Source organism: Paenibacillus sp. A3 (assembly GCF_001399685.1).
In the GTDB taxonomy this organism is placed as follows: domain Bacteria; phylum Bacillota; class Bacilli; order Paenibacillales; family NBRC-103111; genus Paenibacillus_G.
On record NZ_JTHN01000123.1, the window covers coordinates 1 to 24,708 of the forward strand.

General features: G+C 54.3%; 22 protein-coding genes. 8 read left to right on the top strand and 14 right to left on the bottom strand.

All coding sequences use genetic code 11. From position 1 onward, the window contains the following. Nucleotides 1-11: 11 nt before the first annotated feature. From QJ48_RS18775 to QJ48_RS18800, 6 genes are all read right to left on the bottom strand, one after another. Nucleotides 12-800 carry a DUF3880 domain-containing protein gene (locus QJ48_RS18775; protein ID WP_237762973.1) on the bottom strand — a complete coding sequence of 263 codons (789 nt, stop codon included), beginning with the start codon at nucleotides 798-800 and terminating at the stop codon, nucleotides 12-14. A 21-nt stretch (nucleotides 801-821) separates the two neighbouring features. Then, nucleotides 822-1,286: a dTDP-4-dehydrorhamnose 3,5-epimerase family protein gene (locus tag QJ48_RS18780; protein ID WP_054975061.1), complete on the bottom strand. Its 465-nt coding sequence runs from the start codon at nucleotides 1,284-1,286 to the stop codon at nucleotides 822-824. Beyond that, the gene (gene rfbD / locus QJ48_RS18785; protein WP_054975062.1) at nucleotides 1,243-2,136 is read right to left on the bottom strand and encodes a dTDP-4-dehydrorhamnose reductase; all 894 of its coding nucleotides are present in this window, start codon (nucleotides 2,134-2,136) and stop codon (nucleotides 1,243-1,245) included. Before rfbD ends, QJ48_RS18780 begins: the two co-directional genes overlap by 44 nt. Continuing rightward, nucleotides 2,133-3,119, bottom strand: a complete 987-nt coding sequence (gene rfbB / locus QJ48_RS18790; protein WP_054975063.1) for a dTDP-glucose 4,6-dehydratase — start codon at nucleotides 3,117-3,119, stop codon at nucleotides 2,133-2,135. Before rfbB ends, rfbD begins: the two co-directional genes overlap by 4 nt. After that, nucleotides 3,116-3,838 carry a sugar phosphate nucleotidyltransferase gene (locus QJ48_RS18795; RefSeq protein ID WP_054975064.1) on the bottom strand — a complete coding sequence of 241 codons (723 nt, stop codon included), beginning with the start codon at nucleotides 3,836-3,838 and terminating at the stop codon, nucleotides 3,116-3,118. Before QJ48_RS18795 ends, rfbB begins: the two co-directional genes overlap by 4 nt. Nucleotides 3,839-4,034: 196 nt before the next feature. Further along, complete coding sequence (locus tag QJ48_RS18800; protein WP_054975065.1) at nucleotides 4,035-7,118, bottom strand: stalk domain-containing protein; 3,084 nt, start codon at nucleotides 7,116-7,118, stop codon at nucleotides 4,035-4,037. A 157-nt stretch (nucleotides 7,119-7,275) separates the two neighbouring features. Here QJ48_RS18800 and QJ48_RS18805 point away from each other — a divergent pair, with 157 nt between their 5' ends. From QJ48_RS18805 to QJ48_RS18830, 6 genes are all read left to right on the top strand, one after another. After that, nucleotides 7,276-7,944 (top strand): response regulator transcription factor, encoded by a 669-nt coding sequence (locus tag QJ48_RS18805; protein WP_054975066.1) that lies wholly within the window; start codon nucleotides 7,276-7,278, stop codon nucleotides 7,942-7,944. Continuing rightward, entirely contained in the window at nucleotides 7,941-9,308 is a 1,368-nt protein-coding gene (locus tag QJ48_RS18810) for a HAMP domain-containing sensor histidine kinase (RefSeq protein WP_054975067.1), read from the top strand. The genes QJ48_RS18805 and QJ48_RS18810 overlap by 4 nt, the downstream gene beginning before the upstream one ends. A 49-nt stretch (nucleotides 9,309-9,357) precedes the next feature. After that, nucleotides 9,358-10,290 carry an ABC transporter ATP-binding protein gene (locus tag QJ48_RS18815; protein WP_054975068.1) on the top strand — a complete coding sequence of 311 codons (933 nt, stop codon included), beginning with the start codon at nucleotides 9,358-9,360 and terminating at the stop codon, nucleotides 10,288-10,290. Next, on the top strand, nucleotides 10,287-11,000 hold the full coding sequence (locus QJ48_RS18820) for an ABC transporter permease (RefSeq protein WP_054975069.1): 714 nt from the start codon (nucleotides 10,287-10,289) through the stop codon (nucleotides 10,998-11,000). Before QJ48_RS18815 ends, QJ48_RS18820 begins: the two co-directional genes overlap by 4 nt. Continuing rightward, a complete protein-coding gene (locus QJ48_RS18825; RefSeq protein ID WP_054975070.1) occupies nucleotides 11,001-11,735 on the top strand; it encodes an ABC transporter permease in 735 nt (244 codons plus the stop codon). Between the two features lie 272 nt (nucleotides 11,736-12,007). Next, entirely contained in the window at nucleotides 12,008-13,489 is a 1,482-nt protein-coding gene (locus QJ48_RS18830; protein WP_237762974.1) for a DHA2 family efflux MFS transporter permease subunit, read from the top strand. 84 nt (nucleotides 13,490-13,573) lie between these two features. Here QJ48_RS18830 and QJ48_RS18835 read toward each other — a convergent pair whose 3' ends face one another. Next, nucleotides 13,574-15,604 carry a hypothetical protein gene (locus QJ48_RS18835; protein ID WP_054975071.1) on the bottom strand — a complete coding sequence of 677 codons (2,031 nt, stop codon included), beginning with the start codon at nucleotides 15,602-15,604 and terminating at the stop codon, nucleotides 13,574-13,576. A 147-nt stretch (nucleotides 15,605-15,751) separates the two neighbouring features. Between QJ48_RS18835 and QJ48_RS18840 the strand changes: the two genes are divergently transcribed. Then, nucleotides 15,752-16,645: a phosphotransferase family protein gene (locus tag QJ48_RS18840; protein WP_054975072.1), complete on the top strand. Its 894-nt coding sequence runs from the start codon at nucleotides 15,752-15,754 to the stop codon at nucleotides 16,643-16,645. A gap of 21 nt (nucleotides 16,646-16,666) precedes the next feature. Here QJ48_RS18840 and QJ48_RS18845 read toward each other — a convergent pair whose 3' ends face one another. From QJ48_RS18845 to QJ48_RS18855, 3 genes are read right to left on the bottom strand one after another with little or no spacing between them, the layout of a single operon-like run. After that, nucleotides 16,667-17,464 (bottom strand): copper amine oxidase N-terminal domain-containing protein, encoded by a 798-nt coding sequence (locus QJ48_RS18845; RefSeq protein WP_054975073.1) that lies wholly within the window; start codon nucleotides 17,462-17,464, stop codon nucleotides 16,667-16,669. Nucleotides 17,465-17,495: 31 nt separating this feature from the next. Further along, on the bottom strand, nucleotides 17,496-19,583 hold the full coding sequence (locus QJ48_RS18850; protein WP_082420577.1) for a M56 family metallopeptidase: 2,088 nt from the start codon (nucleotides 19,581-19,583) through the stop codon (nucleotides 17,496-17,498). Further along, nucleotides 19,580-19,987, bottom strand: a complete 408-nt coding sequence (locus tag QJ48_RS18855; RefSeq protein ID WP_054975075.1) for a BlaI/MecI/CopY family transcriptional regulator — start codon at nucleotides 19,985-19,987, stop codon at nucleotides 19,580-19,582. The genes QJ48_RS18850 and QJ48_RS18855 overlap by 4 nt, the downstream gene beginning before the upstream one ends. 297 nt (nucleotides 19,988-20,284) lie before the next feature. On the opposite strand from QJ48_RS18855, the gene QJ48_RS18860 reads away from it, so the two are divergent. Continuing rightward, a complete protein-coding gene (locus QJ48_RS18860; protein ID WP_054975076.1) occupies nucleotides 20,285-20,731 on the top strand; it encodes a hypothetical protein in 447 nt (148 codons plus the stop codon). Between the two features lie 195 nt (nucleotides 20,732-20,926). On the opposite strand, the gene QJ48_RS18865 is transcribed toward QJ48_RS18860, so the two are convergent. From QJ48_RS18865 to QJ48_RS18880, 4 genes are all read right to left on the bottom strand, one after another. Beyond that, complete coding sequence (locus QJ48_RS18865) at nucleotides 20,927-22,129, bottom strand: MFS transporter (RefSeq protein WP_054975077.1); 1,203 nt, start codon at nucleotides 22,127-22,129, stop codon at nucleotides 20,927-20,929. Beyond that, the gene (locus QJ48_RS18870) at nucleotides 22,122-22,898 is read right to left on the bottom strand and encodes a DeoR/GlpR family DNA-binding transcription regulator (RefSeq protein WP_054975078.1); all 777 of its coding nucleotides are present in this window, start codon (nucleotides 22,896-22,898) and stop codon (nucleotides 22,122-22,124) included. The genes QJ48_RS18865 and QJ48_RS18870 overlap by 8 nt, the downstream gene beginning before the upstream one ends. Before the next feature lie 207 nt (nucleotides 22,899-23,105). Then, the gene (locus tag QJ48_RS18875) at nucleotides 23,106-23,342 is read right to left on the bottom strand and encodes a DUF3951 domain-containing protein (RefSeq protein ID WP_054975079.1); all 237 of its coding nucleotides are present in this window, start codon (nucleotides 23,340-23,342) and stop codon (nucleotides 23,106-23,108) included. 188 nt (nucleotides 23,343-23,530) lie between these two features. Then, nucleotides 23,531-24,708, bottom strand: a 1,178-nt coding sequence (locus tag QJ48_RS18880) for a WIAG-tail domain (protein WP_157261686.1), incomplete at its 5' end; no start/stop codon positions are given.

Below are 24,708 nucleotides of genomic sequence, written 5' to 3' on the forward strand. Positions count from 1 at the left end.
GCTGTTTGCTGTCAGTTGTCGAACTGCGTACCATTTAGATATCGTACCGTGTCCTGTATCGGAATCCATCCGGCGCGGACGCTCGGCTTGATCAGCCGGTAAAGCCGCATCCGTTCCCACAATCCGCCGCCGACGATCACCTTTTTGCCCGATAAGTACCCGGCGATTTGATCGAACAGCTCGACGCGGTTCCAGAACGCCATGCCGATAAAGCAAATGTCGGCATGGTAACCGGAACTGACAGGAACGGGCCGGAACATGTCGGTATCTACGGCCATCGGCACATACAGCACCTGAGTGCAGCCGAGCGACAAATAGAACGGCACGCAGCTCTGCTCATGCGTCGCCACGGCATCGTAATGCGGAGCAATCGCTGCGGTATCGTCCGTAAAATACGGATCGTCGGCGAACCAGATCACCGTACGAATGCCGAGCTCCCGAATCCGGTCCACCTGCTGCAGGTGATCGGCGGGAAATACATGAAGCCCGTTCAGCACCAGCAGCAGATCGGGCCGGTGCTGCTCCGCCAGCGCGAGCATGGCTTCCGGCGTCCCGACGACGGCTTCCCGAACCGTCCGCTGCAAGGCGGCGGCAACGCCGTTATCGATGGCCGGAAAGCCTTGCGGGATAAAGAGCACTTTCAGGTCATACCGGGCAGGCACGACCGGCGGGGCTAACATCCGAACCGCCTCGCACCGTCCGTACCGATACCCTTGCTCGTATCCGATAAGCCCTCCCGCACGGCTTCCCTGCTGCCGAACGGCCGCTTTCCGTCGCGCGAGTTGTTGAGTCCGGCTCATTGCGGTCACCCTCCCTATCGATTACCGGAACCGGGTCGTCCAGTCGAAGCCGATCGCAGGATCGTCATAGGCGATGCGGTATTCGTCAGGCTGCCCCGGATCGTAAGCGAGATTGGTAAAATAAACGATCGTTGCCGGCTTGACGCCGAGCACCCGGTATCCGTGAGCGACGCCTCGCGGAATGAACAGCAGGTACGGGTGATCTTCCCCCATATAATGTACGGACGTTTGCCCGTACGTCGGGGAATCGGCCCTCATATCATGGAGCACCACCTGCGCGTGCCCGCTCGGAAAAAACCAGATGTCGTCCTGCCGTTTATGATAATGAAACGCCTTGATGACGCCCGGAAACGACATGGACAGCGACGCTTGACCGAACCGGCCGAACAAAGCGTCGTCCTCCCGCAATATTTCCATAAAAAAGCCGCGGTCGTCGCTGTGTCTAACCAGCGGCTTCGTTTGTACTCCTTCGATCGTCGTTTTCATCGGTCTTCCCCCAATCGTTGCGCAAAAATGCCTCCAGCGCCGTTTTCCAATCCCTCATTCTCGGCAATCCGGCGAGACGCAGCCCCCGGTCCGAGAAAGCCGAATGCGCCGGCCGGGGCGCAGGCAGCACGTAATCTTCCGAACGTGCGGGCCGGACCGCAATCCCGGTATGTCCGGTCAGCTCCAAGATCGTCTTGGCCAGCGTCCATCGGGAGCAATACCCCCGGTTCGCCACATGATAGATGCCATAACGGTCCGTTTCCAGCAGCCGGCCGATGCATTCGGCCAAATCGTACGTGTAGGTCGGCGAACCGAACTGATCGTCGACCACGCTCAGCTCCTGCTGCCGTTCCGCAAGCGTCAACACCTTCGTGACAAAGTTGTTTCCACCCTTACCGTACAGCCACGACGTCCGTACGATAAAATGCTGCGGGCATATGGCCTGTACGAACTGCTCGCCGAGCAGCTTCGATTTGCCGTAGACGCCGAGCGGATTCGTACGGTCCTGTTCGTCATACGGCTCCCCCTTGGTACCGTCGAACACGTAATCGGTGCTGACATACACCATCTTCGCGCCAACCGTTTCCGCGGAGATGGCGACGTGGCTGGCACCGATCGCATTAATCCGGTACGTCTCTTCCAGCTCCGCCTCGGCTTGATCCACCTTCGTATAGGCCGCCGCATGCACAATGACCTCCGGCTTCGACTCCGCAATGAGCCGCCGTACCGCCTTTTCGTCGGCGATGTCCAGCTGCTGCCGGGTGAAGGCCGCGCAGTCGTGCCGCCGCCTGAGCACCCGGACGAGATCCCGGCCCAGCTGCCCCCCGGCACCGGTAATGAGCACCTTCATTCGCCACCGCCTCTCTTGGCCGCTTCGCGCCACCAAGCTTCATTGGCGGCGTACCAAGCGACCGTGCGCTTCAGCCCTTCCTCAAGCGGAACCTGGTGCTGCCAGCCAAGCCGGCTTGCGATCTTGGCCGGATCGATCGCATAGCGCCGGTCATGACCAAGACGGTCCGGCACGAACCGGATCAGCGATTCCGGCTTCCCGAGCTCGGTAAGAATCGTCCTGACGATATCGAGATTCGTCCGTTCGTTGCGGCCCCCGATGTTATACACTTCCCCGGGGATGCCCTGATGCACGACCCGGTCGATGGCCGCACAGTGGTCCTCGACATACAGCCAATCGCGAACGTGAAGACCGTCCCCGTACACCGGAACGGGTTCGTCGCGCATCGCCCGCGTAATAATCGTTGGAATGAGCTTCTCCGGGTATTGGTATGGCCCGTAATTATTGGAGCAGCGGGTAATGATGACGGGAAAGCCATACGTCTCGAAATAAGCGCGGGCAAGCAGATCGGAACCTGCCTTGCTCGCGGAGTAGGGACTATTCGGCGCAAGCGGCGTCGTTTCGGTGAAAATCCCGTCTTCGCCGAGCGCTCCGTACACCTCGTCGGTGGAAATATGAACGAACCGCGACACCCCTGCGCGCCGGGCCTCTTCGAGCAAACACCCCGTTCCGAGCACATTGGTGCGCACGAACGCCTGCGGATCGGCAATGCTGCGGTCGACATGCGATTCGGCCGCAAAGTGGACGACCGTATCGACGGCCTCCTCGTCCAGCACGCGTCTCACAGCGTTCGCGTCCGCGACATCCCCCCGCACAAACCGGTAATTCGGCAAGCTGGCGGCATCGGCCATATTGGCCGGTTGTCCTGCATAGGTCAACAAGTCGTAATTGACGATGCGGTCCTTCGGGTGGCGCTGCAGCCAGTAGCGGACAAAGTTGCTGCCGATGAAGCCCATCCCGCCTGTAACGAACAGCGTCCTCATGGCTGCTCACGTCCCATCAGGCGGACGCCCGCTTCCATCAGGGAGCGATGCGTCCCCGCATCCGTCCACCAGCCGCTCAGCATGCTGTAGCCGAGCTCTCCGGCCGCAGCGTAAGCGTTATTGACATCCGTGATTTCCAGCTCGCCGCGCGTCGAAGGCTTCAGCGAACGAATAACGCCGAAGACGTTCGAATCATATAAATAAATCCCGGTAACGACGTAATGGGAAGGCGAGTTCTCGGGCTTTTCCACGATCCGGACAATTCGCCCGTCCACCAGCTCCGCCACTCCGTAACGCTCCGGGTCAGGCACTTTTTTCAAAAACACGTGGGCTCCTCCCTTCTGCCGCTGAAACTCGTCCGCCGCCTGTTTTAACGAATCCTCGAACAGATTGTCGCCAAGCAGCACCATCAGCTTCTCTCCGGGGCGGACGAACGCTTCGGCGATTCCGAGCGCATGCGCAATACCGCTCGCCTCATCTTGAATTCCGTAGCTCACCTGTACCCCCCAAGGTTTTCCACTGCCGATATACTCGGTATATAATCCGGCGGATTGTTTGCCGGTCACCAGCATCAATTGCGTGATGCCCGCTTCCGCCATTTTGCGGATGGCGTAGTGGATCATCGGATACTTGCCCACGGGGAGCAAATGCTTGTTGATGATATTCGTCATCGGACGCAGCCGGGTACCGGTGCCGCCTGCGAGTATTATGCCTTTCATCGCGCATCTCCTTTCTCTCGTATGATGAGTGTGCATGGTTTGTACGGATGAATGCCATGCTCTTATGATATGCACCCTTAAGGCCGGTCTGGTGGACGAATACCATACGGGCCGAAAAATTGGCTCTTGTACCGAATTAGGGAAACGGCAAAAAACCTGCCTCCATGAATAGAGACAGGCCCGCTGTATAATCCGTTTATTCGTCGTACCAATCCTTACGGTACCCGTTCTTGAACTCGCCCTCGTATTCCGGCTTGCCGTCCGTATCGAACAACTTGCCCCGTCCGTGCGCCTTCCCTTCCGCAAGCTCGCCTTCATACGTCGTGCCGTCGGCGTAGTACAGCTTGCCGGTACCGATGCGCGCCGTGTTGATGCCGGACAGAGGCTTCCCTTTGGCATCCGTGAAGCTGCCGCCCTCGCCGAATTCGGAGTAGTCGAAGGCCCCCGTGTAGACGGTGCCGTCGGCATAGTAAAGCTTGCCTTGGCCTTGGAATTCGCTATCCTCGAATTCCCCTTCATAGAGCAGGCGGCTTTCTTTCGTATAGACCTTCCCGCTGCCCGACCATGTGCCGTAATCGAATTCCCCTTCGTACTGCAGCTTGCCGTTTTCGTAGAACGATTTGCCCTGCCCTTTGGCATAGCCGTCCGCGTACGCGCCTTCGTGCCATAAATGCCCGTCCAGGTCGAAGCTTTGACCAAAGCCGTTTCGTTTGCCGGCCCGGTACTCGCCCCGGTGGTTCAGCGTGCTGTCCTTATTGTACGTTTCGCCCCGGCCCTGAAGGACGCCGCCTTGAAACTCGCCTTTATAGATCGTACCGTCGGCGAAGCGGTATACGCCCGTGCCTTGGTCCGCTCCGTTCACGATCGTCTTCCCGGACGAATCGGCGAAGGTGCCGCGCTCTCCGTATTTTCCTTGATTGAATTCTCCGGTGTACGTATCTCCATTAAAGAACGTCAGCTTGCCTTGGCCGTGATAGAGCCGACCGCGAAACCCGCCTTCGTAGACCGCTTTGTCCTGCCGGTACTCCGTTCCTTGACCGTTTCTCGTTCCGTCCTTGAATTCGCCGGAGTAGATGAGGTGACCCTGCCAATTGTACTCCTTGCCCTGGCCGCTGTATTCTCCAGCCTTGTAGCCGCCCTCGTAGTGAAGCTTGCCTTCCGTATTATATTCCTTGCCGATGCCGCTGCGCTCCCCGTCCGCATAGCGTCCTTCGAACTCCAGCTTGCCTTTCTCGCTGTATACCTTCATTTCGCCGTTCATCACACCGCCGAGGAATGATCCTTCAACTCGTCCGTTTCCCAGAAAATGGTATACCCCTTGTCCGTTCGACTCTCCGTCGGCCGTCTCCCCCTCGTACCAGTCGCCGTTGGCGTAGAACCGAAAGCCCTTGCCGTCCTTCGCCGGGTCGAGCGTCTTTCCTTGCGCATCGAGGAACGTCCCCTTGTCGAACTCCCCGTCTGCGAACGTCCCTTTGTAAACCGCTCCGCTCGAGAAATACATCGCCCCTTCATGAAAACGATTGTCCTTAAACGTTCCTTCGAACAGCAGCTTGCCCGAGGCGAAATATTTGCCCTCGACCATCGACTGGTCGTTAACTTTTCCTTCGAACCGCTCGCCGTTTGTAAAATAGACGATGCCGATGCCTTTTTTGACATTACGCTCGAATTCGCCGGTGTACTTTTCCCCCGTCGCAAAATAGACGGTTCCTTTGCCATGGAGGTCGTTATCCTTGAAGTCGCCTTCATAGAGCAAACGGCCCTCCACGAACAGCTTGCCGTGGCCGTTCAGCTTGCCTTGAACAAACTCGCCCTCCAGCCGGCTTCCGTCCGAATCGTACTTCTTGCCCTGACCGTTCGGCAGATCGTCCCGGAACTCCCCTTCCAGCATTAAACGTCCGACCGGATCGTATTGCTTACCCTGGCCGTGTTTGCGGCCGTCCTTCCATTCGCCTTCATATGCGATTTCGCCGCTGCTTGCGTATTGAGTTCCTTTTCCGTTATACTTGCCGTCCTTCAGTTCGCCGCTGTAGATCAGCCGCCCCTTCTCGTCGTAACGCTTACCGGTACCGTTCGTGACGTTGTCGACTATATAAACGGCTTGCCTGTCCTGATTCCAGACGACCAGTTTGTCCGCGGCCTCGCCTACCAGACGCAGCGGCACCAGCGTCGTCCCGTTGCGAAGCTCCGGCGCGGCTGGCAGCTTGACGGGCTGCCCGTTCACAAGGGCTTCTTCCTGCCCGATCGTCAACACAAGCTCCAGCCCCGACTTCGTCCCGGTTACCCGGCGCAGCTCTTCGTTCCACGCCACCTGCATCCCGAGCTTCCCGAATACGCCGCGAAACGGCACAAGCACGGAGCCGTTCCGGTTGAGAGGCGGCTCTTCGAAGGCGATTCGCTCATCGTTGACAAACACGTTGATGCTGCGCTCATAGCTTGGGAACAAAGACGGGTCAAACTCGACATGGACTCCACGGTCCTGCAGCGCCCGCACCGTGTCCAAAGAGGCCGCCTCCAGCGGGTTGCCGCTGAGCCGCACATCGCTCAGCTTGCTCAAGTCCGCGAGCACGCGGATGTCCGTGATCTTGTTGTCCCGCAGGTCGAGGGTCTTCAGCTCCTTCAGAGCAGCAATCCCCGAGAGGTCGGCAAGCTGCGTATGCCGAAGCTTCAATTGCTGGACTCCCGCAAGCTTCGTAATCTCGCCCAGCTTGCCGAGCGGATTGCCGGACAAATCCAAGAAGAGTAGTCCCTCCAGCGAGCCGATGCCGTCCACGGATCCGATGCCTGCGCCGCTTGCCGCCAAGCTTTCCAGCCGCGTCAGCTTCCAAAGCGGCGTCGGGTCCTGCAGCGGATTACCGCTCAGGAACAAGTGCCTCAGCTTCGGCAAATCAAGCGGACGCACATCGGCGATCCGGTTATCCGTCAGGTCTAAATAAGTAAGCTGCTTAAGCCCGCTGATCGGGTAGACGTCGCTGATCTGGTTGCTGCTCACATCGAGCCGCGTCATCCGGTCAGCGTACTGCAGCCCGACAAGCTGTTCGATCGGTCGCGTTTTCTTGCCGTCCGAAGCCATAAGGCGGGAGAGGCTGCGCAGGTCCTCCGGCGTCAGGTCGCCGTCCGGCTTTTTCAACTGGCTGCGGATCACCTTTTCCAGATTCGCGTCGGGCACCAAGGCGGCCGCCGCGCTCCATACGCGCTCCGTCGGCAGCGGCATGACGAGCGGCGCCGCCATGACCCATGCGGAGAGAAGCGTGATGGCATACATACGATTTTTACGGAACATGTGAGAGGATTCCCCTATTCGTTAAGGTAGGTACAGACGTTTGAACTATTATATACTTTCGACATAATTCTACAGACCCAAAGGAAATTCCTGCCGCCCCAAAACGTGATATAATTTCAACGAGTTCATAGCGTTTGCGACAGAAAGGATATCCGATATGAAAATTTTATATATTGAAGACGATGCGGAAATCGGACAATGGGTCAGCGGCGATCTGACCGAAAGAGGATACGAGGTTCTGTGGCTGACGTCCGGCGACCGGGCGGGCGAGCAGATGAAGGAAGCCGATCTCGTGCTGCTGGACGTGATGCTTCCGGGACTTGACGGCTTCACGGTCGGACAGCGGCTGAAGAAGGAGTACCCGGCTACGCCTATTCTGATGATATCGGCGCGGTCGTCGATCGAGGACAAGCTTCACGGGCTTCAATTTGCCGACGACTATGTGACGAAGCCCTTTCATCCCGACGAGCTGGCGGCGCGGATCGAAGTGCTGCTGCGCCGCTTCGACAAGCGGGTTTCCCCGCAGCTCCAGCTCGGCCATCTGTGCGTCCATCCGGATGAGAATCGACTGGTTGACAGCGAGACCGGCGAAGAAATTATTTTGACGGGCAAGCAGTTCCAAATCTTCATGTATTTTTTACGTCATTCGAACCAAATTTTGACGAAGGATCAAATCTACGAAGCGGTATGGGGAGAGCCCTACCTGGAAGGCGACAAGACGCTGATGGTGCATATCCGTTACCTTCGCGAGAAAATCGAACGCGATCCCGGAAACCCGCAAATCATCGAAACGATTCGCGGCATCGGCTACAGGGTGAGATCATGAGGACGACAGCCAAAACGAAGTTCCCGGATTCGCTGCTGGCCCGGTACGTGTTTATTATTTTAATCGCGCTGTGCATGTGGCCGCTCGTGTTTCCGGTCGGCAGCCTGATTTATTACTTGCAGAGCCAGCTGTTTTTCCCCGAGGAGTTCAACATCTATGACAGCCGCAATCTGGAAAAAGCGTGGCATCAAGAAGCGAAAGAGCTGGACAAAGCGGCGGAAGATGCGGTGGACGCCAAGCTTCGGGCATTGAAGGGGCAGTATCCGCGCGCTTCGATGTTCTGGGTGGACGCCTCGGGCCAGCTGCGGCTTAAGCTCGGGGAAACCGTTTCGGTTCCGCAGCAATGGACGATGGCGGACAGCATGCAATTTATGAAAAGCAGCTATGGCGGGGACCCGTTCACCGTCGTCGCCTTTATCGGCCAAGACCCGAAGCAGGGCTTCATGGTCGTGCAAATTCCGCGGCAGATGATGAAGAGCGAAACGATCTATCCGTCCAACGAGCGGTTTCTTACTGTGTTTATTCTTTCCGTATTTTCGTTCTTCCTGCTCACCTCCTGGCTGTTCTTCGCCCGCATCCGCAATCGGCTTCTCCGGTTCCAAAACGCTATGACGGAGACCGACGAATCCGGCATTCCGCAGCCGATCGCCGTGAAGAGGGTCGACGAAATCGGGCAGCTTGGGCTGGCGTTCAACCATATGATCGACCATTTGAACAGCGCACGCCGGCGGGAGCAAGAGGAGGAGGCGCTGCGCAAGCAGCTTATCGCCAACCTGTCACACGACCTGCGAACGCCGCTGACAACGATCCGGGGCCACGCCTATTCCCTGCGCAAGGAAGCATTAACGCCCAAGGGCAAGCAATCGCTCGACCTGATCGAAACGAAGGTGGACAATGTGGCTCAACTGATCGAGAACCTGATGTCCTATACCTTGCTGTCGGCGGGAAAATATCCGCTGCGGACCGCCCGGACGGACGTGCTTAGGCTGTGCCGGACCTCCGTCGCCTCCTGGTATCCGGTTTTTGAAAAAGAAGGCTTCGACATCGATGTGCAGCTGCCGGAATCGGCCTTGTATTGGAACGTCGACCCGCAATGGTTTACCCGCATTCTGGACAATCTGTTCCAGAATATCATACGCCATGCCGATTCGGGAAAATACGTCTGCGTCCGTACCGAGGAGCGCCACGGAACCACCGCCGTCGTCATCGCGGACAAGGGGCCGGGCGTCCATGCCGAGTCAGGCAATAAAGGAGCCGGCATCGGCTTGACCATCGTCGCTTTAATGATCAAGGAAATGAGCCTGAAACAGGATATCGTCAGCTCCCGCGACGGAACGGCCATCTATATGTATCCGAAAATTTAAACGAATTTTAAACGAAAGCTCCCTTTCGTTTTAACCTTCGGCGTCTATCATGGAGGCTGAGGTGATTGAAGTGGAATCCATCATAACTACACATAACTTATCCAAGCACTACCGCTCGCGCAAAGCGGTCGACAAGGTCGACCTGGATATCCGCAAAGGCGATATCTACGGCTTCCTCGGTCCGAACGGCGCGGGAAAAACGACAACCATCCGCATGCTCCTCGGACTCATCAGGCCGACGGAAGGTACGATTCACATCTTCGGCAAGGACCTGAGAAAAGAGCAGCGGGCCATTCTCCGCAAGGTCGGCTCGCTGGTCGAGTATCCTTCCTACTACGGTCACTTGACCGCTTATGAAAATCTGGAGACGATACGCCGTATTCTGGACGTGCCGAAATCGCGCATCGACGAAGTGCTCGCCGTCGTCCGGCTGACCAAGGAAGCGAAGCGCCCGGTCAAGGGCTTCTCCCTCGGCATGAAGCAGCGGCTCGGCATCGCCTCCGCCCTGCTCGGGCACCCGGAGCTGCTCATTCTGGACGAACCGACCAATGGCCTCGATCCGACGGGAATCTTGGAAATCCGCGAGCTGATCAAAGCGATGCCGAAGGAGCACGGCATTACCGTCCTCGTATCCAGCCACCTGCTCAGCGAAATCGAGCTGATGGCCACCCGCGTCGGCATCATTCAGCAAGGCGCGATGATGTTCGAGGATACGATCGACACGCTGCGCGAACGGGCCCAGAGCAGTATCCGCATCGCACTGTCGAACCCCGAAGGCGCCCAGCGCACGGTCGCGCTGACCGGGTGCCATGCCGAGCTCCGCGAATCTTCTCTGCTGATTGAGCATATTTCCGACGATACGCTTGCGGAAATCGTCGCGCTGCTCGTTCAGTCGGGACACTCGATTTACCGCGTGGAGGAAGTGAAGAAATCGCTGGAAGATATATTCCTTGAGATGGTCGGGGAGGGAACCAGCCTATGATGTTACGGGTGCTGGCTGCCGACTTTCTGAAAATTCGCCGGAAAGCGATCTGGTTTCTGATCTTCCTCGGGCCGATCGGCGTCATTGCGCTGCAGGCGGCCAATTACGGACTGCGTTACGATTATTTGATGGAAAAATACGCGGCCAACCCCTGGGGAGCTTTCCTGGGCAACATTCAATTTCTCCTTCCGGTGACGATCCTGCTCGGCATCGCCATCATTGCGTCGATGGTCGCGAACATCGAGCACCAGATGAATTCGTGGAAGCAGCTGCTGGCGCTGCCGATCACAAGAACTGCCGTGTTCAGCGCCAAATTTACGTTATGCGTGCTGATGCTGCTCGTCTCGTGTATCCTGCTGGGCATCGGCATCGTCGGGCTGGGGCTCGGTCTGAAGCTCGGCACGGACGTGCCGCTGGCTAACGTTATCAAGCTGAGCATCTATCCGTTTATTGCCTCTTTTCCGGCTTTGGCGCTGCAGTTGTGGCTATCCGTGACAATGCGCAATCAAGCCTTTCCGTTGACAGTCGGCATTCTCGGGGGAGTCCTGTCGATCTATGCCTCCAAGATGCCCGACTGGTTTTTATGGAAGCTTCCTTGGCTGACGAACGAAGCGGGCAAGCCCGAATATTCGGTCGCTGCCGGTCTTGCGGTCGGAATCGTCATCTTCGCCATCGGATTACTTCATTTTTCGAGACGGGATGTGAATTGAATGAAAACGTTTCTGAGTGTGCTGCGCTCCGAGTGGCTCAAAATGCGCAAGGCCAACATTTGGCTGCTCGTCCTCGTCAGTCCGGCTCTGGCGGCAGCCACCGGCTTTCTGCAGCCCAAGATCGAAGAACTCCCCGAATGGGACTGGCTGTTCACAACGGCAGCCGCCATGCATGCTTTTCTGTTCCTGCCGCTGTTGACCGGGGTATTCGCCGCCTTCGTCTGCCGCTACGAGCATGCGGGCGGAGGCTGGAAGCAGGTGCTGTCGCTGCCGGTTTCCCGCACGCAGCTTTACCTTGCCAAATTTGCGATCGTCATCTCGCTGCTTGCGATTACACAGCTGCTGTTGTTAGCCGTCGTCCTGATCGTCGGTACGATCCGGGGCTTTACTTCGGCTGTTCCTTGGGACGTTTTTTTGCGAAGCGTGCTGGGAGGCTGGGTGGCGACTTTGCCCCTGGCCTCCCTTCAAATGTTCGTATCGGTCGCTTGGGCCAGCTTTGCCGCGCCGCTTGCGATCAATGTCATCTTCACGATTCCGAATATGCTTATCGTCAATTCAAGCAAATACGGTCCTTATTACCCTTGGGCGCAGCCGGTCCTGTCCATGCTTCCGAAGGGACAAGCGGATTACGGCGCGTTTAACGTCCCGCTGGAGACGCTGCTTTTCGTTATTCTTGGAAGCTTCCTCGTCTTCTTCGCCAGCGGGCTTACTTATTTCCGCAGGAAAGAAATTTAATCGCAAGAGATATAATAAAGAGACCGAAATTCTTCATAAGAGGATTCGGTCTCTTCGCTGTTTGGATGACAGGTATTTTTTAGTTTTAATAGAAAAATCGCAATCGATAAGAAACAACAGCCTGTGATCCATGTTACAATAGAATGGCTGCTGAACATTCTTTTGCCCCTACTTACCGCAATGAAATTCAATGTCGCACGGGAGGAATTAGAGAGAAATCGTTTGACAGAAAACTGCTGTTTTGATGCTTTTACGAAGAGAGGAGTAACAACGTGGAGAACCATACGAAACCAAACGACAGCGGAGGGACATTCGGGAGCAGAGCCAACTTTCTGGTCGTTTTGGTGATGATTCTTGGGGTATTCGTAGCTATCTTGAATGAGACGCTCCTTAATGTCGCTTTGTCCAAAATTATGGCGGATATCGGGATTTTACCGAGTACCGCGCAATGGTTAACAACCGGATATTTGCTGGTTATCGGGGTGCTTATCCCGGTCACCGCTTTTTTAATTCAGAAGTTCACGACAAGAACCTTGTTCCTTGCGGCCATGAGCTTGTTCACGCTGGGTACGCTGGCGGCGGCTGTCGCGCCGGGATTTGGCATGCTTTTGCTGGGCAGGGTGCTGCAGGCGTCCGGAACCGGTCTGCTGTTTCCGCTGCTGACCAATGTCGTGCTGGCTACGGTCCCTCTGGAAAAAAGAGGCTCGGCCATGGGAACGATCGGGATCGTCATCACCTTTGCCCCGGCGATCGGACCGACGCTGTCCGGGATCATTGTCGAGCATTTCAGCTGGCGGGTACTCTTTTACAGCGTCATCCCGATCGCGCTGCTTGTTATCGCCATCGCCTATCTGAAGCTTAAGAACGTCACCGAGACGACGAATCCGAAAATCGACGTCTTGTCGCTCCTGCTCTCCACCTGTGGATTCGGGGGAATCGTGTACGGCTTCAGCAGCGCCGGCGAAGGTCATGGGGGCTGGTCGAGCGGCGCAGTCCTTATTCCGGTTATCATCGGCGCCGTTGCTTTAGTCTTGTTCGTTTGGAGACAATTGACGCTGGCGGAACCGCTGCTGGATCTGAGAACCTTTAAATTCAACGTATTCAGATTATCGACGGTCATCATGATGATCGTGATGATGGCGATGTTCTCCGCGATGATGCTGCTGCCGATTTTCCTCCAGGGCGCGCTCGGCTACAGCCCGCTGCAAGCCGGTCTGGTCATGCTGCCGGGCGGGATTCTGATGGGCATTATGTCGCCGATTACGGGACGGCTGTTCGATAAATTCGGCGCCAAGTGGCTGGCGGTCGTCGGGCTGGCGTTGATCGCGAACACGCTGTGGCAGTTTTCCTCGATCTCCCTGTCGACTCCGTACGCGATGATCATGATTTTGAATACGCTGCTGATGCTCGGGATTTCGATGCTGATGATGCCGGTCATGACGAACGCGTTGAATGAGCTCCCGCCGCGGTTATATCCGCACGGCACGGCCATTATCAGCACGCTTCAGCAGGTGTCGGGCGCAGTCGGTACCGCGCTGCTGGTCACGGTGATGACCAACGGCTCCAAGCATTTCCTGGAAAGCGCCGCGGGAACCAAAACGGATGCCCCGCTGCCTATACTGGCGATGATGGCCGGGATGAAGAGCGCATTTCTGCTGGCCTTCGGCTTGGTCGTCGCCGCTTGGATCGTTTCGTTCTTCCTGAAACGGGCGCAGCCTTCGGGAGGCGGAGGCGAACGGGTTTCCGCACACTAACAAGATTTAACTCCGGATTCGCCTTAAGTGATTGCGGACGCAAGAAGACGGCCCCTGCCTCATAAAAGGGGCCTTTTTCTTTCATCAACAAGGGATTTCTTCATATTGAAAATTATTGATTCTGAATACCATAGACCGTGTACCTTTGGGGATGGGCAGTTCGTTACCATCGCAATGCATTTTAAACATATGAGTGCCCGGCGCAACGGCAATGATTCGTCGGATTACTGTTTCTTCTCCATGAATGGAGATCGACTCACACCACAGCTCACTGCTTACCGACCATGTTGCGGTTTCAGGAAGAGCTGCTTGCAGCCCGAAGCATACCTCTATGGTCTTTGTAACGGATGAATGATTTTCAATTTCCAATACTCCTTCGGTTCCGCACCATCGGAAGTTATGGAGCACATTGTTTTCAAGAAACGAAAAGCTTTTCCTCCAACGAAATGTAAGCGGATATGACGGCAATGGCAGAAACTCGTCAGAGAGTTTTCGCAATCGAACCCTTAAGATGCTGATGGATTGGCGCCCTATCCAACTAATTTGCATATAGATAATCGCCGATGCCGGCAAGTTTGGAACCGTAAAAATGTTTTGAACGACGATGAGTCCCATATGGTCGGGTTGGTGTAGAGGAAAGGTTGTAAAATTCGTATAGTCCGGTAAAAAAGCACCCAATTGAAAATAAGTATCCGGTTCTGTGGAGATTTTATCGGTTTTTATTCTGACGACGAGTTCATATTTGCCAGATTCCAGACGATCCAAACGATCGTTCACAAGCAATCCGGGCAGATCAACTCCATGCCTTCCTAACCTGGCGTAGACATTATACTCTCGGACCCACTCTGTCGTACCGGTAAGCCCTTCCCATTGCCTGGCATCCCAAATTCGATATTCCCCTGCAACTGCCGGAAGCTTGAAGTAATTGATGAGATTATTAGTGAATTCCGGATCGCTGTATAAGGAAGGAAGAGCCGGTAATGAGGAGCAATCCTTTCGACGCAGGATAGCATGCTCAAGGATCTTGCGAATTAATCTCCTTGCATTCTCTAGCGCCCTATTGCGGGAAAATACGGGTAACAACCGTTCATGCTGCATTTGTTGCAATTCTTTGAGTTGATCGAGGTTATCCATGAGCTGCTCTGCACGACTTCTCATTTCTTGCAGATCATCACACATCCCCAGGTTTTTCAGTTCCTCATCTCTAAGCCCATATTCCAATGCTTCACTCGTTAGGCCGGATTGCTTCAAAAACAGAGTGGGTACTCCTATTGTAATCGCTTCTAGCGGGGTAAAATGCAGATGATAAGAGGTCATATAACCACCGTAGCAAAATAGGCGCGATCGGCATAATCGGCTCCACAATGTATAAAAATCAACGTTTCCGAGAATGGAAGGATGTTCGCAATGCTCGGAACTTTTATCGTTTTTACCAAGAACGACAAAATCAAATCCAATGAACGCGTCGGCAAACATTCGAAAAATAGAGTACAGTAGTTCGGATTGATGAATATATGGAATAGCAGTAGAAACGATTCGATCCGAATCTTTTCCCATCCATTTGAAGGGCAGCCGTTCTCTTGAAACAAAGGCGGGAATGTAGGTTTCGTTCTGTACCAGTCTAACATCCTCGATGGAAGATAGAGACTTTAGAATGGGTGACCATATATATCGGTCTTTCGTTTGTTCAAAAGCGCTTAGATCGACGTCTTCAATTTGACAAATTTCAGCATAGCTTTTAAAGCCTCCAAAAACCCGAAACACAACGATCCCTTTATACCACTTTAAAACCTTGCTAACCAGATCCGGAAAGCTGGCGATATAGATCGCATCTATCCATTTATTCATGAAAGCCGCTTCTTCCTCGGTGGGCGTATCGATTCGAATTCTTCTTATTTTTTCAACAATGTGGGTAGGCAATGAACAGTAGGAACGCCAATTGGGATATAATTCGTTCGATTCATCATCGTAATTACGGTCAAATGCCAGTAAGTTACGGTCACCGAATCCGGGGATGACCTCAGCTCCAGCTTCGATAAACAAAGGGACCTCTTCATAGCGTAAAACGAGATGAGGACATATCCACAGCATGACAGGTTTAATTTTTTCCTCCACAATAACACCTCCCGCGGGACCCAATAACCCATTGTATTCATTATTAATGGAATAGGATAAAGTTCAAAAAATAAAAAGGCTTTTGTCCATGAATGAACATAAGCCAATTTATTCGCTATCGCATATCTTGTGACAGGTGATGGAAAAATGCTAACTATCGAATCTTACATTCATTACATCAGGCAAAAACATCCTGAGATTACGAGAGACTTTCCGATTCATATCATAACGGAGGGCTCGGCCAATATTGTACTCAAGGTCGAAGGAAAGGAGCCGTGGATTTTTCGTATTCCGAGAGAGGATAACCCCGCGGCAGCGCTCAAAATGAAACGCGAACAAATTTTGTTAACCGAACTGAAAGGCAGGGTTCCACTCTTACCGCAAATTGCATGTTTCTCCGAGCACCCCATCCAATATATAGGATATCCTTGGATTCCCGGGAGACAGCTGTTTCCTCCATTTTTTGCCGAAATCCCGCTTGTTGACAAGGAAATTCTGGCCTTAGACCTTGCTCGGTTCTTGTCTGTCTTTCATGAGTTTCCGGCATCCTCATTTTTTCCTGCAGAAGAAGCAAAGTCTTCGTTTGCGAAAGAAAACTGGACAAATTATTTAGTCTCTATCAGGCACTATGTATTTCCATATTTAAATGACTTCCAAAAAGAGTGGACTTTACAACTTTTCCATTCTTTTTTATCGCATGAGCAGCATTTTGTATTTAGCCCTTGTTTGATTAACGGCGATCTTAAACCCGAGCATATTTTAGTGAATGAGCGAACCTATAGACTAACCGGAATCATTGATCCGGGTCTAATGATGGGTGATCCGGCGTTGGATTTTGGATATCTGGGACTGGGCACACCCTTTCAAGACATGTTGCTTAAGCATTATGCCGGCTTTCAAGATGAGACCTTTCGGGATCGTATATCTTTTTACGAAAAAACGATTCCCTTTTACGGTTTGCGTTACGGAATTATTTATAATCACCAAGAGGCATTCAGCAATAGTGTTCAATTGTTGAACGAAGTGATTGCAGGTCACTAGCAGGGCGTCTTTTGTACTTGATTATTGTTTGTCCACGATCACGATGGTCATCGATTTGGCTGTGTGCATGCCGACAAAAAGGGCGCAGTTCAGAGCTTCCGACGCGTCGCGGAGCGGAATGAAGCTGGAGCCGTCCACGATTTGCGCGGGAACGCCGAATTGGATCGTTTGTCCGTTGATCGTCGAGGACTTCTGACCGATCTTAAAGGTCATGACATCGCTGCCTTTCGTCGCCTTCACCGTCTGGGTTTCGGGGCTCCATTCCACTTTCGCCCCAAGCGCTTCGAGCGTGGAACGAAGCGGCACAAGCATGCTTCCGTCTTTGATAAAAGGAGCCACCTCCGGATTCAGCTTCCGGTTGTCGATGAAAATATGTACTCCCTCGCCGCGTCCGTCCCATTTTTCCGTCGCGCAAGTCATGTGATACGTAACGTTGAGCGATTTCAAGTCCGCTCCTTGGACCGCACCGGGAAGCGTAGCATCCCACTTTTGGCTTTGGCCCGGCTCTAGGCTCAAACCCGTCAGAAACGCATCGTTGTCCCATTCCCGCGTCGCCAATTCGTTTCCGCCGCCGTCCTGCACGGTAAGCTTGAGCTTTTCTACCTTGCTGACTTTCGCGTTGCTGATGTTGACGAATACTCCTTTGACGACGAGCGCGTCTTTTTCGTATTTGCCAGACAACGCTTCGAAAGTAAGTTCTCCGGTTGGCTGTACGGAAGCCGACGCCGGGGCGCTGAAGGCGAGCACCCATGTCATCATCATTACGGATAGCATGCTTATTGCCAGAATCGATTTGAATCGTAGCTTCATTGTTTTCATGGAATGTGATCCTCCAAATGATTCGTCTTTTTTAATCGTTCATCGTCCCATCTACAGGGTCCACCGAATAGCTCCAAAACTCGCCCGTTCTGTCAACCAAGGCGTGGACCGTCGGCTGCCCCGCCTTCGCAAAGGTATGATAGTAGGGATTATCGGAATCGAATTCAACCGTATAACCGGTCAGATCGATGCCGAACAGCGTGTTCACCATCGGTTTGGCCTTGGCGACAGCTTCTTCTTTCGTATAGATCGGTTGCCTATCCTTATCCAGGAGGAGGGGCAAATTGGCTTCATTGTCTTCTTTTTTGCCGTATGCCGAGATCGACTGGATTGCGCCTGTCTTGGCTCCAATCACAACGGTATAATAGCCTCCGTCGTCAAAGAACTTCCATGTATCGTATCGCCCGCTGGAATAATTGTGGTCTGCCTGTTTAAAGGCTATCGGTTTTCCGACATTTATCGTTTGGAGTGCTTTCAGCGCGGCGTCTTTCGCTTTCTTGTCCCCCTGCTCAGGAGAGTAGCTGATCAATATGCCTCTTTCGCTCAGCGTGTCCGCATCCAGGGTTACGATCATGTCCTTGCTTTGAAGCGTCCATTCATGCGTCGATTTACCGTCCTCAAACCGTATCTGTCTCTCTACGCTCTCGGCGGCAAACGTTTTGTTCTCATCCACTTGACGAAAAGCTTTCGCAGCAGCCTCTTTCACGGCCGTATCCGTTTCGTCCCACGTATATCGGACAAGAACGTTCGCAATTTGCTTCGTATTCCGGTCAATGGCGACTTGTCCTTTTCCGTTCTTATTCAATAAGATCCACTCTGCCGTGATTTCAGGGTCCGCCACTTCGTACAGCTCCGCTTGCGAATCTCCCAGAAAACGGCGCAGCTCTTCTTGGGCCGCTTCAACGACGTTCTTGTCCAACGGGATATCGTGAATCGTCAGCTTCTTCTTCGCTTCCGAACTGCCGGACGATTCCGTCGCGATCACAGGGGGCGCCGACAGATTGCCGGATGCGGACTCTGGCGAAGCTTTGGCATTGACCAGCGTCACGGAAGAAAGGGCAATGACGGAAGCCAGCCCGAGCGCCGACCAGCGGTAAGATTTTTTATGATAATTTTTGATCATGATGATTCTCCTTTTTATTTGTTGTTTGCCTCCCGATAAATTGGCCATACCCGGGGTTGGATACAGGGTGGCGTAATGCTCCAACAGGCGAATGATCGTATGGCCGTAGCTTTCTTTTTGCTCCGCACCGATATAGGACAGTGCAAGCGCGTCAGCCGCGATTTCCTGATCTTCGCGCATCCGGTAATAGGCATACCACAGAACCGGATTGAACCAGTGCAGGATAAGCAAGCCGTTCATCAGCCAGTTCACGGCGACGTCCTTGCGTTTCACATGGGCCAGCTCGTGATAAAAAATAAACCGCAGCTGCCGATCGTCCAGCATGTTCATAAGCGAATCCGACAGCACGATGCGCGGACGCATAAACCCGAACACGGCCGGACTGGAAATCGGCCCCGCCGTGATTAACGGGATCGAATGTCGGATCGACATCGTCTTTCGGCATTGTTCGAACAGACCGACAATTCCGGGGTCTGTAATGACTGGCTGCTTTGCGAGCCGGGAATAGACGCGCCGGTTCGCGGCGACGGTCAAGATCCCGAGACCAACCGCGCCCAGCAGCCACACGGCAAACGCGAATTTATAGAGTGAAAAGCTTGCCGAAGGCTGCTTTTCCACCGGATCGGCCGTCTGAACAGGCGGTGCCTGCTTATCTTTTGCGGGAGCCGTCTTCGTTGGCGCGGTATCCGGTACCTCCTGGTGAACGACAGGCGATGCTTCCGGCAGACGCGGCGAAGGAGCATCGAAAGTCCGTAAAGCTTCTTGGCCGTAAGAAAGCAGGTTAAATACACTGAACGAGCTTTCGGGCGCCCACGGAAGAAGCAATCTTGCTATAATGACAAGCCACAGCATATAGTGCCACCTGGGGGACAGCTTGTTCCTTGCGATGACTTTGACTAACAAGACGAGTCCCACCAGCACGGCGGCCATCAGCGAGGTCTCCAATATCCAGTCAAAAAAGCTCAATAGAGAAAGGCTTAGACCGTCCAATGTCATCTGTCCTTTCTTCTGTCGCGATCCGGCCCCTCTTCCGTTTTCTCGTCGAGAATCCGCTTGAGTTCGCTAATTTCGTCCGAAGACAGCTTTTGCTCCCGTAAGAAATGGACCAGCAGCGGTTTGACCGCCCCGCCGTACAGCCGCTTGAGAAAGGACTGTGTCTCGGTCTGCACGTAATCGTCCTGCGAGACCAGAGGATAGTACAAGTAGGTTCTGCCCGTCTCTTGAAAGGCGATCGCATTTTTTTGCAGCAGCCGGCTGATCAGCGTTCGGACCGTTTTCGGCTTCCAGTCCATTTGACCTTCGAGGGCCTCGATCACTTCGTTGGCCGTTTGCGGAGACCGGGACCAGAGGATCTTCATCACTTCCCACTCGGCCTCGGATATTTTAGGCAGCTCTTTCATGAATCTTGTGTTCTCCTTTCCGTTCACTTGGATTACTGATGTAATCTTTTATTAGACTACACGCGTAATCCAAAAATGTCAACATTAAAAAATCCATGCAGCCGAAAAGGCATGCCCTCTCTCCCATTCGGAAGAAGCGGCGCATGCCTTTTTTATCGTTAACTGGTACTAATCACGGCAACTCCAATTGCAAAATGTGAAACTTTTCGCGTCCGCAGCAGTCTGAATATATAGGCGGAGCCGGGTAAAAAAATAAAAACGATTACGATTAGGCGGTAAGCCTTAAGGGAGCTGGTCATGAGAAAAAATATAATAAAACTGATCGCTGCGCTTGTATCTCTCTGGGCTGTATTTGGAATCGTATACAATGTCATTCCGATTGTGAGAGGCCAATGGGCGGCAGCTCATTTTTTCAAGAGCTTAACCAACGAAGATTATCGCGCCGCCTCAGACTATGTCATGAACGCAGATCAACAAGAGTGGACCCGGAATTTGGCAATGCTTAAAGCGGAAGGATTAATTTTAACAAACTATAGTGATCTAATGGTTACTTTGGATGATAGCATCGTAACGGGGCAAACGACGATAAGCCTGATGGAAGGCAATGTAAAAAAAGACTATCATGTTTATATCGAATTTGGAGGAAGCCGCTTATCGCCGCGAATCGCAAATATACAGTATACAGAAGCAGACGATACCCTAAAGAAATGGATTCAAGCGACAACAACGGCTTCCTTACCATAGTCGATCGGATGCCGCGAACATTCTGCTCCGGTATTTTTTCAACGAGCTGCGTTACGTCAAGGCCACAGTACATCAACGAAAGTACCGTCCGGCTGCACGAACGGCTCGGTTTCCGGCTGAAAGGGCGGCTCATGCCATTCGGCTGTCCTCACCACTCGCGCAGCAAAGTTTACGCGCGTTCATTTATGCGTGCCTCTATTCCAAGCTGCGGCCGGCATGCAGGGGGGCGTTTCCCGACTGAGGGCGTCTTTTCGAAATCGTAAGCACGACCAGCATGGCGAGCATCACGGCCGAGTAGAGCCACATAGCCGTTTGAATCGGGAAAGCGTCCATGACCCTCCCAACGCCCAGCGGCAGCAGTGAACCGCCGAGCCCGTTAGCCGCGAGCAAAATACTGGTCGTCCTCTCGGTCATGCCCGGCAGCGACTGATTGGCGTAAATGAGCGCCACCGCAAACATCCCGGACATCCCCAGTCCAAGCAGGAAGCTGAGTACGAAGCCTACCCAGGCATAATGGCTGAACGGAAGGACGAGCAGCGACGCTAAGCTCAGCAGCGTTGCCGCCCACAGAAAGCGGAAGTAGGTCCACCGGTCGCCGAGAATGCCGGTCAGGATTCGCCCGATCACCATCGCCGTCCAGTAGACGGTGACGGTTAACGTCGCATGCGAACTATCGATCCCCCACCGCTCCATAAAGATCGAAGGGAAGAAATGGACGACTGATACTTCGCTGCCGCCATACAGGAAAAAGAAAACGGTACACAGCACCAGAAACGGAATGCCCGATCTCGCATAGGCCGGGCGCTGCGCCTGTTTCCCGCCGGACTCCGTTTCTTTGCGGGTCAGCATGCCGTCCATTTCCCCGAAGGACAGCCGCTTCCAGACGAGCGCCGTTGCAAGCGCGCCGATGCCGAGCAGAAAAAACGAATACGTCCACAGCCCTTTGGCAATCAGAAAGCTGGCAATCGAAGGCATAGCGAGCGCGCCGACGCCGAACGTCACCTCAAGCTTGCTCATGGCCGCCGCCTGCTTCTGCTTCACGGCCAACAGGATAATCGTGCCGATGCACGATTCGACCAGGCCGGTGCCGAATCCGGCCAGCCCCGCCAGCAGGACGACCACCGGCCAGGGAGGAAGCAAACCGGCGAACAGTTCCATTCCGACCAGCCCCAGACCGAGCATGACAGCAGATTTGCGGCCGAGCTTGCGGGAGATCCCCGGCATCGAGAGCACTCCGCTGAGCAAGCTGACAAATTGCACAAAAATAAGCATGCCCCCGCTGCCGTAGCTTTGCGAATAATGCGCAAGCAGTTCTGGCAGCACCGCGCCGACGATGACCGTGCCTACGCCGGTGATGACATAACACAAGCAGCCCATCCAAATCAACCGGTTAATCATGATGCTCTCCTTCGCCTGCGATCAGCAGCTCCACCTGATGCTTATGAAGCTCTTCCTTCATTTCGTCGCTCGGCTCCCGGTCCGTTATGATAAGGTCGATCCCTTCCAGCCCGGCGACGCGGTGAAACAGCTTCTTGCCGAATTTCGTATGATCGGCCAGCACAATCACTTGATCCGACTTGCGCATGACCTGCCGGATCAGATAGCTTTCCTCCTCGAACATGGTCGTCAGACCGTGCGGCGCGATGCCGCATGTGCCCAGCAGCGCTTTGTCCACCTGATATTCGGACAGCATTTCCAGCGTCCGCGCCCCGTAAACCAGCCGCTGCTCATTATCGAGCAAGCCGCCGAGAAGATGGATGCGGATTTCGTCCTTCTGCGTCAGCATGCCCGCCAGATCGATCGAGTTGGTGACGACCACGTTGCGCCGGGTCCGCATCGCCTCCACGGCGCAACGCACCGTAGTGGAGGAATCGGTATACAAATAATCGCCGTCGTGAATCAGCGTCGCCGCCAGCCTGCCAATCGCCTGCTTGGACGGGGTATCCAGCTGCAGCCGCTGCTCATAGTTCGGCACCTCCTTGGAGATTGACGGCAGCATGGCGCCTCCGCGGGTACGGATGATGCTCCCCTGCTCCTCCAGCTTGATCAGATCGCGCCGGGCAGTATCCCACGAGATTTGCAGCCACTCGCAAATTTCCGTAACGGTGATGCGCTGTTTTTCATTTAACTTCTGTACAATCGCAATCAGTCTTTCTTCTTGAAACATGCGTACTCCCCTTCCGAATACTTGGCCTAAAACTAAGTTTTTATAAGTTATATTAAGTGAATTCAAGTGATATTCTTGATTATAAACCAAAATCCGCAGATTACAAGCGTTTGTACGGAAAACAAATTCTCGTTTGCGCCCATAATAAAAACGACGGGGAAGGATCGTGTTTCCTTCGCCCGCCGCTCACCGTTTTTGGCATACTTTTTAATACGGAGCTTTTCTTATATTTTTGTCCTTATCGTCGCCTTGCTCGTCTTTTTCTTCCTTCTCCTGCTTTTCTTCGTGAAATTCAATCGGCGTATTTCCCGTAATCTGATCGAAGGGAGTGTAATCGCTGTTCGGGATCGCCTTGCCGGCAATCATCTTGCAGATAATGACCGTAAGCAAAACGATGATCGGAACGATCAAGGAAAGCATCGTATATAAAGCAAAATCGTCCATATTCCAGGCCCGCCCTTCCCTTTATTATCCATACTAGTCCGTCTATTCAACTTTTATACGAAGGGGGCCGAAAAATAGTTTCGCAGACCTGGTGTCAGGCCAAAAAAATGTCCCCGCAAAGCTCCGGCCTCAAGCCGCCGCTCTACGGGGGTGTACAGTCTTCGATGAGGAATACATGACCGTTACAATTACTCGTTCGCCGCGCCGATTGCGATCCAGTTGACCACTCCTTGCAGCTCCGGAGAAAATTTGGAGCGGACCACTTCCAAAATAGCGCCGTCGGGCTCCTTTTGTTGAATGACGGCGTACGTGTTCGTCTGATCTGTAGAAGCGACCAGTACATAGTTGTTGTCTGCAAAAGGCCGGTCAAAGATCAGCACAACTTCCGTCAATTCGTCTTCGAGGTTCAGCAGGAACGGACTAAGTCCGAACTGTTGCACCGTCGTCCGGACCCCAACCGTCTGCACCGGCTGGAAGGATAAATGCTCCGGAGTGACCGCTCCGGCCGCCAGCTGCTCCGACCCGACGCTTTCCGGCTGCAGCTGAATGCCCGCTGTGGCGTCTTTCGAGTCTTGCAAAGACACGGCGTCCAATGAGAGATCCAGCGCACTAATATGGACCTCCTCCAGCTCCGGTTCGAGCCCGGTAACCAATCCCTCCCCCGATTCCGGGATCACTGCTGCTTCATCCGCATCCGGTATCTCGATTTCGCTCTGAATGACGGTGTCTTCCGGATCGCCTGCCTCGGGGGCAGCTTCGTCCCACGTTTCCTCAGCAGGCTTTCTGGTCAGCAGCGCCTGCAGTGACGGTTCCAAATGAATGAAGGAAATCGTGCCCGGCACCAGATGGTAGCCCGAGATCGTCTCCTGCTTGATGTGAAGCCCGTCGACCGACTCGACGCACAAATGATCTGACGTCACCGAACGCTGCGCCAGCTTCTCCGACGTCACCGCTTGCGCCTGCAGCTGCGCTTCGCCTACGGATTCCTCGGCTAGCTGCTCCGTGCCTACTGCGCCTTCGGCCAGATGCCGGCTGCGGACAGCCCCTTCCGCAAGGTGCAGGGACATCACTGCGTCTGCTGCAAGATGCCGGCTTCGCACGGACTCCTCCGCAAGGTGCAGGGGCGTCACCGCGCCTTCGGCAAGCTTCTCCGACGTCACCGCTTGCGCCTGCAGCTGCGTTTCGCCTACGGATTCCGCCGCTAGCTGTTCTGCACCCACCGCACCTTCGGCCAGGTGCCGGCCGTGAACCGCACCTTCGGACAGGTGCTGCTCCGTCACTGCGCCTGCCGCCAGCTTCTCCGACGTCACCGCCTCCGCCCGCAGCTGGGCTTCGCCTACGGCTTCCTCCGCCAGCTGCTCCGTGC